A 13,645-nucleotide genomic window follows, 5' to 3' on the forward strand; every position below is an offset into this window, starting at 1 on the left:
CAGCACTGCGCAGTCAATTGGATAAAGGTTGGAAAAATAATTCGTCATTTGCGTCTCCCTCAATTCGCCGTCCGACACTTAGTGAGCGGGAACGGTACATATTTCTTGCGAGAGTGCTGGACGGAAAGAGTTTTGAAACATTGGCAGAAGAAACCGAGCTGGGATACAAAGGCGTGACGGCAGTGTATTATCGGACAGCACAGAAGATCAGAAGAAAGATGGAGGTGACAAAATGAATTTTAAGGAATTACTGTTACAGGCAAAAGAAGGAAAAGAGGCAGCAGTCATAGATTTATTGGAAATGTATAAGCCGCTTCTGGTAAAGAATGCCATTGTGAACAACAGATTTGACGAAGACCTTTATCAGGAGCTTTGTATCATACTGTTGAAATGCATTGGCCAGTTCAGGATGTAAAGGAGCAGGCAGGAACAAGGTGGTTTGTGCCATATAAAAAGGAAAAGCGCCAGGCGGTATATGCCGGGCGCTTTTCTGAAATACAATCAATGAACCTGCACTGTTGGAAAACAGTTATTTCTTATAATAATGAATATATAAATTATAATTTCGGGGCTGTGTGAGCATCCGAATCCAGATATAGAGGTGCAATGTTTCTGAATACAGATTAAACTCAGAATCGCCTACAGGCTCTGCAAATGTGCAAAGATTCTGCATTGTTCCCAGTGTTTTAAATTCCGGCATACAGAAGAGGGCATTTTGGAATCGGTCAATCTCTTTGCTCAGATTCTCAGGTGTTGGTTCCTGTTGGCAGTGAAACCAGGTGGTCCACCACCTGTATCCGTCATAATCAGAGCGGGAATAGGAAATCTCACTGTCAGGCCTTTTCCGTGTATTTTTGTCATCATCCGGATTCTGAAAGATTTCCAGAAAAGCACACCTTGTGGTAAGCATCGGATTTTTGCTTTTCTGCAGTTCCTGAAACCGCTTGTCGGATATTCCATACCAGTTCTCAAAAGGCATAACAGCTTTTCCATAATCACGCATGGCTTCGTCTGATCCGCATTGCTGGCAGATATAGATTTTTGCGTGGCGGCTTAACGAATTAACCATAAGCCGGTCATTCAAAGGATTTCCGCAGCGCAGGCAGACCGGTCTTTGACCATTGCCATCCGAAAACCATTTTTTATCTTTCTTCCAGAGTGCCTCCAGTATGTTTTTGGGGTACAATTCGATTTTCATTCGGCATACCTCTCTTTCCAGTCATGAAGATAGGAAGCATATCCATCCGGGTCAATCTCCTGAAGGATCTCCGGACGGAACCGGTATTCCGGATAACTGCAGAAACCGCTGCGGCCATAAGTGCCGGTAGGGACTGCCAGGCCGTGCCGGATGATCCATGCAAGGATATCTTCACCATTGTTATTGGTATCAATAAATGCACAGTTCTGAGGCCGGATAGAGTTCAGATTAACGGTCAGGACATTCCAGGGTTCCGCCTCTCCGTCTTCCCAGGAAGTCATTGTAATAGCGAGGTTGCCTTCCGTATAGGAAGTAACATTCAGCTGGATCTTATAGGTATTCCCGTATTTCTCCAAATCAAATATTTTCATAGTGTCTCCTTTCTTTGGGGGTGTATTGTTTCTTTGCCATGTGTTTTTGTTATGCTGCTGTTCTGGGCATCTTCTGTGCCGGGAGAAGTATCACTCCTTTTTCCACCTCTGCAGGTATCCATGTATCGTTTTTCCACATACAGCCACTTGCTTCATTATAAAATTTAGGCGCCTTGGGCGGATTCCCAAAACATTCCTCATCCAGATACAGACAGATGTGCTTGTCATAAAAAGGAATAAGGGCCTGGCGGATCTGCTCTTTCAGTGTCAGGGCAAGCTGGTCGATCTCCTCAATATCCTGTCTCTTAAAAGCAGCCGCGGAGATCTGCTTCAGAATGCCGGACTGGTCAATGGTTTCCTGGATCAGCGGCTGTGCCTCGTCCATAAAGTCCGCACGGATGCGGATATTTTCCAGCGTGATCTGCTTTACATAGGCTGTGGCTGTGGACTTGATATTGTGCCGCAGTTCGTCAAAAGGTTTTTTGTATTTGGTTTTTAATACCTCCAGGGATGCCACGGCAAGGTTTCTTTTTAAAAGGTCAAGATGTTCTTCCAGTGTTTTTCGTAATTCGCTGTTATTCATAGGGATACCTCCAATCCTGCAAAATAAGTTTTTTTAAAAATCGTCTTCCCACGCCGGCAGAGTATTTTCCGCCGGATAGGGGGGACTGGTTTCTATTGATGAAACCGGCTCTTCTGTTTTCTGGTCTTCCAGTTGTTTTTCTGCTGCCTTTTGCTGGCTGCGGACAGCGAGCGCCAGTGCATCTTCGCCTACATCGCTGTATGCCTGTTTCCTGGCTTTCTTTTTACGGCACTTTTCCACAGCGGCGGCATAATCATAGCTGATTGCCTTTTGAAATTTATCTGCAATCTCTCTCAGTTTACCTGCGTGGTATTCGTAAGTAGCACGGTGGAAACCAGTCAGCTCCCACTGATCACATACGATATCCAGCATCCGTGTATAGTCCATAAGTGCGTTGATGGTTTTCAGGACATCGCCATAACAGGTTTTCAGCTCATGGGAACCATCCAGATCCACATAGGACAGGGTAAGCTCCTGTTTCTGATATTCGTCTATTTCCGCTGACTGCATCAGTACATGCCCGTAAATTTCCATGGGAAGCTTTGGCATATTGTCAGCCGGATTATTTTCAGGATTCATTCCCGGCACCTCCTGACGGTTTTGTCTGCGGGGCCGCAAGCCCGCTTACGATCATCTGGACAGCGGTGCGGTATCCGCAGATGTAGGATTGCTCTGCTATGGCGCTGTCTCTTTCAGAAACCGCCGCCTGGTACTGCTCAAAGAGCCTTTTGGACTGCCCAAGGGCAGGAAGGAGCGCTTTCTCCGTTTCCTTCACTTTCTGATCCAGCCTGGATGGAGCCGTTACGCAGCCGTAGATATCCGGCTCATAATGACCATAAAAAAGATTATGTAAAAAATCCGGTTCTTCCAGGCCCGTCAGGTTCACGGCTGCAGGCGCCGGCTTTGAAAGTGCTGCGGCGATTTCCTGCAGAGCTTTGATCAGCTCCGGTAACTGGCGGTTAAAAAAAATACTGCCCATTTTGGTTTCATAAAAATTCATTTTTGTCTCCTTTCATGCAATCTGCTGTTCACCCCAGTGGATTTGGAGGACACCGTTTTCATCCTTCTCCTGACGCATCAGGAGGGACAGCAGGTCATAGTTCACATCAAACCGGTCATAGATTTCATCCAGATCCACATCCTGCCCTTTCATAAACAGGTTCAGCTTTTCCTTTGCCAGAACCATCTGCATCAGGTTGGATTCAATACTGCCCGCATAGGTGAGAAAATAGATATCCTTCTGTTCTGTTGAGGTATACCGGATGAACCGGAAGTAGAACTGGCTCATGCCGGAGTTATTGTAATGTAATTCTGGGATAATGATCTTGTTGACATAATCAAAGTTGACACTGGAAGGAAGACTCTGCTGGGTGCAGAGAAGAATCCCATTCCCACTGTCCTGCAGTGTCTGCTTGAGCGCCCGCCTTTTTGCAAAGCTGGTGTTTGAACCAGTGACCACGAACAAAGGACGGTCCGGCAGGTATTCCCGCAGTGCTTTTTCATAGGATTCCAATACGGTAACATGCCGTACTCCGATAGCAATGGTCTCATCCTTCCACTCGGCTGCCATCTCAACGGCTGTCATGACTTTGACAGGGGTATCCCCCGTGTATTCCTGCACGGTATCTGGAGCAGCGCCGATGCGCAGGAGAAGGACAATCTGCTGGACCAGGCGCATCATGGAATCCTTTCTGGAATTGCCGGTAGAAGCAAAATAGTTATCCCGCATCTGATAAAATTCATGGATTGCTTTCTGGTAGACTTCCTTTTCTTCCGGAGGGAACCGGAGCAGCACCTGGTGGATATGCTTGATATCCTTGCAGGAAACCTCTTCAAAGGTTCTTGTAATAACGGTCTTTCCTAAAATATCGCTGAGAATATCTGCATTGTAGATATCCTGTGTGCGCTTCTCCATGCCGAATACTGTGATCTTTTCCGGCAGATGGGAGGATGCAAACAGGGAATAGCCTTTCTTGTAGGCAGGGATTGGCTGCCCGAAATAAGGGTTGGGCTCATAATCCGGTTCGCTATCCGCTTCACTGTCTTTATTATGGTGATAGATATACTGATTCCAGGAGATCATGTTGACGGAATTGTTGTAGAGCAGCTCCAGCTGTGGTGCAAATTCCGAAATATTGTTCCTGGTGCTGGTTCCCGTAGTAAGCAGTTTCATCCGGCACCGGCGGAAACAGGAAAGCACTGCCTGACACCGGGCACTTCCGGGATTGGAGATCTCATCGCTTTCGTCCAGTATGAACTGGATATTCTGGTTCAGCCGTTTCACATGTTTTTTCAAATGTTTCTTATAGGAGCTTACCTTGCTTAGCGTGATAAGGACAAAATATCCGGGCTGGATACGTTCCAGATCAGCAAGCCGGTGGATCAGGATGCAGGGCAGGTCATAGTTTGCCAGCACCACATTCCAGTTATTCCGGATGGAGATCGCTGAAGATACCACCCAGGTGCTGTGTACGTGCTGTTTCTGCATCCGGTACAATCCTGTCGCAATGCCGGCCAGCGTCTTTCCACTCCCCTGCTCCCACTGCAGGAGCGCATACTGTTTCTGGAGGGTAAGGTTGATGTCATGCTTCTGGATCCCATTCAGTTGGATCTGCTCCATAAGAGAAGAATCCCACAGGGAAAAGTCATTCAGCCAGTCTGCAAGCTTTGGATCTTCCTCCATTTCTGCAAAAGCAAGATTCTGCCTTTCGTATTCTGCCCGCTTTCTGGAAAGCAGTTTTTCATAGCCGGGGTAATCCTTCAGGGTATTATCATAAACTGCCCGATAGATTGGCACAGGCAGACGCTGGCTGTCTTTTAGCTGCCGGCGTGCGGCCGTACTGTAGCCTTTATAAATGAAATCGCCTTTTCTCTTGATAAGGCAGATTTTATCTGTTTCCGGCACAGGATTTTGTTTTTTCAGTGCTTTCTGCAGATAAGTGAGTACCTTTTTTTCTGTAAGCTGTGTCTTGCACCACTGTTCATAACTCATGCCTTCAGGCTTGCGCTGGGTGTAAAAGCGGTGCAGATATTCACAGCATCTGGCATAGGATGGCCGGATGGCCGGATGTGCCTTGATATGGTACAGGAGTTTTTGAGCCTGGTATTTAAAATCACCGGATGTACTGCGTGATTTCGCCAGCTCCAGAAGAATCCTTGACTGATTGTTTTCTAATGCCGATTTGGCAAATGCTATCATCTTTTTATGGATGTATGCGGCTTCTTCCTGTACATCAAAGTCCTGTTCCAGAGTATCATCTGGCTCTGTATGGTAAGGCTGAGGTTTCCAGCCTTCTTCGGCAGTCCTTTTCTGCCAGAACTGCAGCTTTGTTGCAAATCTGCTGACACCCAGATGGGAAAATGCATCTTCCGGGAGCGTCACCTGTCCCAGAAAGCTGTATTGCTTTTCCATCTCCCGGATCTGCCCGCTGTCCGTAAAGGTGTCAGACAGATAGGATGCAGGTACGATCAGGGCAAGGATGCCGAGAGGCTTTAATACTTCTGCCGCTTTCAGACAGTAATACATATGGGAAGACAATTCTCTGCCGCTTTTGGTCCACCATTTTAAATGGAAGGGCGGATTTCCTACCACATAGTCAAACCGCGTGTCCGGCTGACAGGTGCGGATATCCCGGCACTCGATGGAGGCGTCCGGATAAAGGAATCTTGCTGCTTTTACCGCATTGACATCCAGCTCACAGCCGTAGATGTTTGCTTCTGTTGGAATAAAGTTAAAAAAACTTCCCATGCCGCAGGTAAGGTCTGCCACCAGATCATGCTCCGATAATCTCAGGCAGGCTGTAATTAGTTCACACAGCCGGGGTGGGGTGAAGAACTGGCCGTTTTCAATCTCTTTCTTTGCCTCGCTGTAGGCATGGTAATTCTCATAGTCCTGCCGTTCCAGGGCATGAAGCCCGCCGTCACCGGTATAGGCGTTGTAGATATCCTCCCGGCTGATGGAACAGGAACCGGCAGTGTTGCTGTCGATCAGGTAAAGGACTTTCTCATTGAGTTCTTTCCGCTTATCATGCGGAATGGGTTCATCCCGATAGACATATTTCATTGGTATCACCTCGCTAACATATGGTTTTTAAGTATTCATCCACGAACTGCAGGACATAAGCTTCACTGGTAAATTTCAGATCCACCCGCCCATTCTTGAACATCCTCAGTGACTGTATTTTTTTGCAATCCGGAAATTCGCACTGGCCGGAATCAGATTCCCGCCCGAGAAGCCTTGAGAGACTTGCCGGAGTGTGATCAAATCCGCCGGTTTCAAAATGGGAAATTCCTCGTATGATATCTTTCATTCTGCCGATCAGCTCCCAGGATTCGCTTCTATAGTAGCTGCGATAGCTGCATGCATAATTTGTAAACTGCAGGACGCATTTTTTCTGTTCAAACTTTGCACGGCCGCTGCCAGAATCCCAGGCGGCGCTGTGACATTTTTCTTTCAGTTCATGAAGCGCCTGCTCGAAAAAAGCCCTGCCGCCAGTCTGTAGGAATATCTGCTCCAGGATGTCTGTATAGTGGAGCGTCAGATTTTCCAGTTCCTGCGTATACTTTAGTGCCTGTTCCTTATAATCATCCACCCAGCGGTCCGTTGGTTCCTGCGGAATCAGATGGTCTTTTACGTCGCCCTTGTCAATAGAAAAATGATAGGTTTTCGAGAAATGTGAAACTAGATGGTCTATAAACAGGGCATGCAGGGATTGAAGCTGCCCCCGGATTTTGTCACTGGAGAGCTGAAACTCACCATACGTAGTAAGGTAGGTATCAGCAGATGCGTCTGCCGGAGCCAGAAGTTCCCGCTGCTGGCTCCGCATATCTTCCCAGAAAAATTCCAGTTCTGCCAGGGAGCTTCGGGCAAGGTCATAAGCCGCCTGATGGGCTTCACAGAAGATTCGGTCTGCTTCTGAGATCCGGGTATCCGCTTTTATTTCAACACTTTCAAATTTTTTAAGTAAATCCATAATCGTTTCCTTTCTATCCTTGTGAAAAATGAGGAATCTGTTTCCAGTCTGCTTTAATACCAAAAGGCAGGGCAGTATCCTTTGGGGAACTTTCCTGCCGGAGTATCAGGCAATCGTAATTTGTTTGTCTTTCCTGCTGAAAAGATATACGTTATCAGACAGGAACTGGGAAGGTTCCAGAATATAACGGTTCGCATCATAAACCGTTTCTTTATGGGACGGGATATCATCATCTTTATGTAACGGTATCAAAAGCATTTCGTGGACAGAACTGGGCAGAAGGATCAGGTCATCCTGTATTTTCTGAGAAAAATCATCCAGAATCTTCTGATAGCAGACAGCCGTGGCTCCATGATCGTTCTGGGTATTGGAAAGAGCAAACATGGGAATCAGCGGCTCCTGCGGCAGTTCAAAAGGAACGCCGAGAAGATTTCCCAGTCCGGCTTCATCCATAAGGCAGGTGATAGATGCCGGGTAAAGACGGGGCGTATTTTCTTCTGCTGCTTTATCCAGTTCATAGATGGATATCCCCCAATCTTTCAGATGTTCGTTCCGTACAAGAATAGTTCCTGTATCTGATTCCCCAAGGGGACACTGCACATAGTATATTTTTGCCAGATCCAGAAATTTTGTGTATGGCACCTTATGGAGAAGTTCTTCATTTGCTTCATAATTTACAAGAATGTAATACAGCCCTGACCGGACCTGCTCAAAATCATAAAGCCATTCCGCATCCAGAGATTCTGGCAGAGCCTGGTTTTTGTAAAAATCGAGAACATAGTCAACGGTTCTCGTCCAGTTGTCTGTATCCAGAAATGTCTCGAAAAAGGGTTCCAGGGAAATGGTGATCCCTGTATGGGAATTTGGCTCTGAAATACGGATTCCATAGGAATAAATGCCGTTTATTTTCAGCTGTTCTATCATAGTGACTTCCTTCGGCAGGACATTGGAAATGGATGATTTCATACGCTCTGCAAATTCTTTTATATTCATAATGCCTCCTGTCTGTATGCCATAAGCATATCCATAAGAAAAGGCCGCAGTCTGGGATTAACTACGGCCGGAACATGAAGGCGGACAGTGAAACACTGCCGCCACAGTTACTTAAAGTCCATTTATGCACATGCGGCCAGTCTCACAGGGAGCGGACTCATGGCCGCCAGCGGAAAAGGGCTCATAGATAAATGGTAATGGGTGTTCATGGTCTCAAAATGAACCTCATCCATGGTGTGCTTATGCAGTGCCACAACACGGGAGGTACGGTAGAGGTTCCCCCCGGCCGCAAAGATGGCAGGTTTTCCGATCGTAACAGGGCAGATCAGCTGGCCACAGAGCATTACTTTCTTTTTTTCTTCTTTTTTCTTTCTCATTCTTTCTGACCTCCATTCTGTTTCTTAGTTGATGTTTTGGGAAAATCCATGTGAGAATCTGTCAGGAACGGACAGTTCGGATGTTGGCACAGACTGGTATGGATACAGGGAATTTCATTTTCTCCATAATACGGATAACAGGTTGAAAAACCGGCCTTTTGAAGTAAAGATTCCGCTGTTTCCAGTAGCGGGCCAATGAAAGCCATATCCCATAGGAATTCGGACAGTGTTTCTGTCTGCTCGATTTCAGGACATGTCAAAAGTCGTAATAGCTGATACGCCTGACCATCCAGAATATCATTCCGTTTCTCTAAAAAAGATTCAAAATTGTTAGTATTATTCATAGCACATCTCCATCAATACAGTTCGTATTTCCTCCAGAAGTTCCTGGACACGTTTCATGGTAGTATTCTGCCTGTGAGCGATATCACGGTCATTGTACCCACAGGATTTCAGATGCACGATGTTCATCTGCTGCCTGGATACCCGTTTTGCCAGGTCGTGCAGGAGAAGCTGTTCCTCCAGTTGGCACATATATGGATTAGGTGCGGCTATAGTTTCTTCTAAAGCCAAACTATCTTCGTTTGGCTTGATATGCAGACTAACTACATCGGCATTGTGCTTGGGGCGTCTTTGTTTTCTTCTATAGTCAGATATACATGCTGACATTCTGCGCCATGCAATAGTAGCAAATGAATACTGCTGTAATTTCAGTTCATTAAAATAGCGGGAAACTGCACGTAGATAACCGAAAATGACTACATCATAAAATTCATCGCGGGGCAGGTGATTTTCTGCTAAGAATTTATAGACAAGATTATGGTTTTCTTCAGCAAACAAACGCTGCTCCGGGGTTAGTGGTATTTCAGATTTCATAGAAATTTCCTCCTTTAAATGCGAAAAGGACTCCCCCGGAAGTAAACCGGGAGAATCCTTTTGATACGTTACATATGGCATCAGGCCATATCTGTTACATCCGATCATGCGGGCAGGGCTTCACGTTCTCCGTCAAGGGGCTGTCCGTAGTTAAACTTTCCGCCTCCGCCTGCCGGCAGGACTTCCACATTGCTGTTACCGTAATCGCAGCCATCGTCATGCTGTGTTTCATTGACGGCTGCACGCTGCTGGAGCATCATGCGGATCTGTGTCTTGAAACCATCTGCAAACTGTCGGATCTGTGCCAGCTCCTCGCCGCTGAAATCGTACAGCCGGCGGAAGGTGGCGACGCTGTAGTCATCTTTTCCGTTGCTCATTTTTTTCAGTGCGATCTGTACCACGCTGCCATAGGTCGCACGGCGGCGGAGCATAAAGGACTGGTTCATGAACTCACGGAAGGGCTTTAAGCTGGTGGGCGGCAGAGTTACCTGTAACGGCATGAACTCACCGCTGCGGAGCAGGTAGAGCACACGCATGTTCTTGCATGCCTTGCCTGCCCCTTCTGCAGCAGAGCCGAACTGGTTTAAAGCGCAGGCCGCACAGGAACCGCCCGGCTCCCCGATCCCCTGCTTTCCATCTACGGAAGAGCACAGGGGATTGGAGTTGTCGTCATACTCGCTGCCCTCCGGCCAGTAAGCGTTGTTGGGATGGTTGAAGAGGATGACCCCTTCCAGGGTTTTGGCATAATCCGGATTTTCCGGATCATCGGAGGGGATCTCGAACATCAGAGCACCGCCGCCCGGGATCTTGATCCGGGGGAAGCTCATCTGCAGGCCGTCCATGTCCTCTGCCAGTTCCTCCTGGGTGAATTCTCCTTCCGGCATGGCTGCCGGGAGCATAAATTTTTCCTGTTCTGCCAAAGCGTTGTTCTGGGTGTTATACATACTGTTTTCCTCCTTGGATTTGAATTGTTTTTTATTGGCTGTATTAAGCGGCTGCCTGGTTGATCCGGTTCCACTGGCGGGCCGGCATGGAAAGAATGTTATAGCCGATACTCTCCAGCTGGGTGGCCCTGTCATAACTCTCCACATCCTGGCTGTGCCTTGTAACAGCGTTGGAAAGCCCGTACAGGGTCAGGTCTTTTCCTTCAATCAGATGCTGGAGGATTCCTTCTCCCTCATCATCCGTGATGTGGAATTCCCGGCTGGCCAGCTTCACAATGCCAGGGACATCTTTGGTGTTCATCTCTGCTTTTGCGGCGTCCTGCATCATGCCGACCACCTGGGAAAAGCGTGCCTCCTCCACGGCGGCCCTGACGGTATCCTGGATCTTCAGGATAAAAGCTTTGTCATCGGCGGCCAGTGTCTTTTCGGAATAGAGCTGGAAGCTTTCCTCCATGTCATTGACCCGGCCCACGTGGTTGCGGCGGGTCTGTGCATCATTGACGATCATGCCGTTGCTGCATACCAGGCGGTAGACAAGGGGCTGGATATTGACAGCACCCATACCGGTTTCGCTGTTGGATATGATAACGCCGGCCTGCACAATGTCTCCCGGCACAACCTCCGCTTCCAGGCGGGTATTGACCACTTTCATATACATCCGGCTGTCCGTGATCTGACAGCTCTCAAAACGTGCGCCTTCCATGCGTCCGATAATAGGCAGGACTGCCTGGGCAATCTCCAGATTATCGATCCGGCGGTAGCGGTTACTTAAAAATGCCCTTGCCGTGCCGCCCATGGTACGCAGCAGCCGTTTAGACGGGGCATGCTGGAACCAGGCATTGACATTGGCAGCAAGAAGCTCCGGTTTTTCCGCAAGCATCCGGTCATAGTAGGATGCGGGAATCTTTAAATGAGTTCCCAGCTGCCGATGGGCGATGGTATTGACCTGCATGGGCTCCACAGGTTCGGTTTTTCCATCAAACATGTGGAGATAGACCTGAGAATCATAGGGCTCCATCTGCAGGCTTCTGGTATCCACCAGATAATCTTCTTTTAACTTACTCTGCCGGGTGATCTCGGCGGCCATTTCTTCCAGGGAAAGACCTTCTTTCATTCTGTTTCGCTCCTTTCTTATTGTGTGCGGGCTTACCAGGAAATCTGGATGCCATTCGCCATGATTTCAGCCGCCAGCCCGTTACGCTCAAAAACCTGCAGAAGCCGGGGCCAGTACGTTTTTTCCGGAAAGCCGGCAAGGTGCTCTTTTGCCACCTCCTCCGTATCTTCCTCGATGCAGATATCACCGTCCTCATGGATGGTCAGACGGCTGTGGCCTCTGGAATTTAAGTCTGCCACAAGAGCTTCCAAAACCTTCCTTCCCTGGACTTCATACCAGATCTGGGGGTCTACCGGCTGCTTATTGGGCGGAATGGTATCTTCCGGTTCACATCCTCCGGCCTCTGAGAGGGGAACGATCTTTAACATGTTACAGTTGATGCTGGCATCCTGATCCACACATACATCTGCATGGTCAAAATCCGGGATGCCGTAAAGGCGGATGCGTCCGGTTCCTCCCGCCAGCACTAATTTTTCCGGTCTCTTTTCGCACCACTCCCACCGTACATCAGGATAAACTGCCCGTAGATAGGCAGAGATCCGGTGGTTGACATGGCGGAGCAGCAGCAGTTCCGTTTCTGAGGCTTCCATGACAGGAAATGCAGGGGGCTGTGAAGAGGCGATCCCTTCCGCCAGGCGTTTCCTTGTAAGCTGTTCACGCATCCTGCGGCGTTTTGCCTGCTGCATGTAAGGCCGTAAGAGTACCGCTGTGACCCACAGCCCCCAAAGGGTGAATACCCCGATCAGGAGCCAGGACTGCCAGGCACCCCTTATCAGTGCCAGTATGGCGATAACCGCCCCCACAAGAATGCTGATGCTGCCCCACAGGGCTTTGCCGCTTTTCATTTTTTACCATCCTTTCTTTGTTATTGTTAAAAGTAACCTGCATGTTCTGCATGCACAAAAAAAGAGGAACCATACTGGCTTTTCAGTATCATTCTGAAAACCGGTACGGTTCCTCTTCTGGAGCCGGAATGGGAATCACTCCGGCAGGGACTCGCGTTCTCCGTCCAGTACCTCCACAGGGGGAGGGGCGGATTCTGCGGTCTCAGGGTCATTTGGAAAATCGGCGGGGCTTTCCTTTGGAAAGCGGCCGGGAAGAAATCCAAAGTTGGACAGATAGATCTTTAAGACCTTCGCCTTTTCCTTCCCATGGCTTGAGGTACAGTCCACCAGCCGCTGTGTGCCGGTGATCCATAACCGGCTTTCCTTCTTTACACCAAGCTGCATCAGGCGGGATACCTCATCATCCCATGCCCAGACCTGGTAATACTGGAACTGCCCCTTGCCGGTCTGCTCGGTAAAACCGAAACAGACATAGGTGGAATCTCTCTGGCTCTTTTGGGGAACCAGGTCATTCTCCACACGTCCAAATGCAAAAATCTGTGCCATAACACTCCTTTCTGCCACTGGCCTTGTTATCTATAAAAAAAGTGCCAGCAGGAATCCGGCCCATATGGGCGCAGCAATGCCACTGACACTTATATACAAACTTAACAGCGTGTGCAATGCGACTGTCTCATCGCTATACAGACAAAACCGTCTGCAATCCTGCAAGGATACGCACAAAAATCAATTACAAGGTAAGTATAACACCATATATTGTGTCTGTCAAGTTTACATATACTATATATAGATATTTAAAGCGGCGAAATACAATATTTTGTAGTTGGAAGCCATGCAAATATGTAAAGGTTCCTATATATAAACAGGAATCAAGACCCTGTTATTCTGCAGAATCTGATTTTTTTGTTTCCAGCCTGTTGTCCGGCAGGCCGGAATCGTAGCCTAAAAACAGATCCGTGGAGAGGGAGGCGTTCAGATATTCACTGCCCAGGGAAGGGCGGGAGGCTTTCCGGAAATAGAAGCAGTAAACTCTGTCCGGTTTTATTTTTATCTGTCTCCCCAAAAGTAAGATAACAGCAGCTCCCCGGCTGTCTGTAAGCTCTATTTTTTGATACCTGCGTAACGGCTGTGAGGAAACGGCTGTGCAGATGCCCGTGATGGTCTCATAGTCCCCACGCAGGATCACGATCAGGAGCCCCATGCTACGTAGCAGGCAGCAGAAGAAGATAATGCCGCTCAAAACCAGCAGGAGCCGGTCGCGGGAAATAAAAAATGCAGCGGCAGCCATCAGGAGGATGGCGGTTCCTGTCAACAGGAAAAGAAAAACTTTCAGCCGGAGGGTAAAAGGAGAGTTCAACCATTGTTCCATAA

The 13,645-nt window shown here is 48.2% G+C and carries 17 protein-coding genes and 1 pseudogene; 2 read left to right on the top strand and 16 right to left on the bottom strand.

All coding sequences use genetic code 11. The features are described from left to right. Positions 1-236 (top strand): annotated as a pseudogene (locus NFS35_RS12380) (hypothetical protein); the annotation flags it as partial. Further along, positions 233-415: a helix-turn-helix domain-containing protein gene (locus NFS35_RS12385; protein ID WP_251207442.1), complete on the top strand. Its 183-nt coding sequence runs from the start codon at positions 233-235 to the stop codon at positions 413-415. The pseudogene NFS35_RS12380 and the gene NFS35_RS12385, both read left to right, overlap by 4 nt. A 114-nt stretch (positions 416-529) precedes the next feature. On the opposite strand, the gene NFS35_RS12390 is transcribed toward NFS35_RS12385, so the two are convergent. The 16 genes from NFS35_RS12390 to NFS35_RS12465 form a co-directional block, all read right to left on the bottom strand. Then, entirely contained in the window at positions 530-1,198 is a 669-nt protein-coding gene (locus NFS35_RS12390) for a hypothetical protein (protein ID WP_251207443.1), read from the bottom strand. Next, positions 1,195-1,569 (bottom strand): DUF4313 domain-containing protein, encoded by a 375-nt coding sequence (locus NFS35_RS12395; RefSeq protein WP_251207444.1) that lies wholly within the window; start codon positions 1,567-1,569, stop codon positions 1,195-1,197. Before NFS35_RS12395 ends, NFS35_RS12390 begins: the two co-directional genes overlap by 4 nt. A gap of 49 nt (positions 1,570-1,618) precedes the next feature. After that, the gene (locus NFS35_RS12400; RefSeq protein ID WP_251207445.1) at positions 1,619-2,152 is read right to left on the bottom strand and encodes a decarboxylase; all 534 of its coding nucleotides are present in this window, start codon (positions 2,150-2,152) and stop codon (positions 1,619-1,621) included. A 33-nt stretch (positions 2,153-2,185) separates the two neighbouring features. Continuing rightward, positions 2,186-2,731 carry a hypothetical protein gene (locus NFS35_RS12405; RefSeq protein WP_251207446.1) on the bottom strand — a complete coding sequence of 182 codons (546 nt, stop codon included), beginning with the start codon at positions 2,729-2,731 and terminating at the stop codon, positions 2,186-2,188. Then, the gene (locus tag NFS35_RS12410; protein WP_251207447.1) at positions 2,721-3,152 is read right to left on the bottom strand and encodes a DUF6809 family protein; all 432 of its coding nucleotides are present in this window, start codon (positions 3,150-3,152) and stop codon (positions 2,721-2,723) included. The genes NFS35_RS12405 and NFS35_RS12410 overlap by 11 nt, the downstream gene beginning before the upstream one ends. Before the next feature lie 12 nt (positions 3,153-3,164). Then, positions 3,165-6,215, bottom strand: a complete 3,051-nt coding sequence (locus NFS35_RS12415) for an N-6 DNA methylase (protein WP_251207448.1) — start codon at positions 6,213-6,215, stop codon at positions 3,165-3,167. Between the two features lie 13 nt (positions 6,216-6,228). Continuing rightward, positions 6,229-7,125 carry a hypothetical protein gene (locus NFS35_RS12420; protein ID WP_251207449.1) on the bottom strand — a complete coding sequence of 299 codons (897 nt, stop codon included), beginning with the start codon at positions 7,123-7,125 and terminating at the stop codon, positions 6,229-6,231. A 105-nt stretch (positions 7,126-7,230) separates the two neighbouring features. Then, positions 7,231-8,118: a DUF5688 family protein gene (locus NFS35_RS12425; RefSeq protein ID WP_251207450.1), complete on the bottom strand. Its 888-nt coding sequence runs from the start codon at positions 8,116-8,118 to the stop codon at positions 7,231-7,233. A gap of 122 nt (positions 8,119-8,240) precedes the next feature. Next, positions 8,241-8,495 (bottom strand): hypothetical protein, encoded by a 255-nt coding sequence (locus NFS35_RS12430; RefSeq protein WP_251207451.1) that lies wholly within the window; start codon positions 8,493-8,495, stop codon positions 8,241-8,243. Next, the gene (locus NFS35_RS12435; protein WP_251207452.1) at positions 8,492-8,839 is read right to left on the bottom strand and encodes a hypothetical protein; all 348 of its coding nucleotides are present in this window, start codon (positions 8,837-8,839) and stop codon (positions 8,492-8,494) included. The genes NFS35_RS12430 and NFS35_RS12435 overlap by 4 nt, the downstream gene beginning before the upstream one ends. Further along, on the bottom strand, positions 8,832-9,371 hold the full coding sequence (locus tag NFS35_RS12440) for a sigma-70 RNA polymerase sigma factor region 4 domain-containing protein (protein WP_251207453.1): 540 nt from the start codon (positions 9,369-9,371) through the stop codon (positions 8,832-8,834). The genes NFS35_RS12435 and NFS35_RS12440 overlap by 8 nt, the downstream gene beginning before the upstream one ends. Positions 9,372-9,475: 104 nt before the next feature. Beyond that, positions 9,476-10,315: a hypothetical protein gene (locus NFS35_RS12445; RefSeq protein ID WP_251207454.1), complete on the bottom strand. Its 840-nt coding sequence runs from the start codon at positions 10,313-10,315 to the stop codon at positions 9,476-9,478. 43 nt (positions 10,316-10,358) lie between these two features. After that, positions 10,359-11,429, bottom strand: a complete 1,071-nt coding sequence (locus tag NFS35_RS12450; protein ID WP_251207455.1) for a DUF932 domain-containing protein — start codon at positions 11,427-11,429, stop codon at positions 10,359-10,361. Positions 11,430-11,461: 32 nt separating this feature from the next. Next, positions 11,462-12,274 (bottom strand): hypothetical protein, encoded by an 813-nt coding sequence (locus NFS35_RS12455; protein ID WP_251207456.1) that lies wholly within the window; start codon positions 12,272-12,274, stop codon positions 11,462-11,464. A gap of 135 nt (positions 12,275-12,409) precedes the next feature. Next, positions 12,410-12,820 carry a single-stranded DNA-binding protein gene (locus tag NFS35_RS12460; RefSeq protein ID WP_251207457.1) on the bottom strand — a complete coding sequence of 137 codons (411 nt, stop codon included), beginning with the start codon at positions 12,818-12,820 and terminating at the stop codon, positions 12,410-12,412. A 334-nt stretch (positions 12,821-13,154) separates the two neighbouring features. After that, positions 13,155-13,643 carry a hypothetical protein gene (locus NFS35_RS12465; protein WP_251207458.1) on the bottom strand — a complete coding sequence of 163 codons (489 nt, stop codon included), beginning with the start codon at positions 13,641-13,643 and terminating at the stop codon, positions 13,155-13,157. Positions 13,644-13,645: the final 2 nt, after the last annotated feature.

Origin of the sequence: Acetatifactor aquisgranensis, assembly GCF_943193215.1 — a bacterium.
In the GTDB taxonomy this organism is placed as follows: Bacteria; Bacillota; Clostridia; order Lachnospirales; family Lachnospiraceae; genus Acetatifactor; species Acetatifactor aquisgranensis.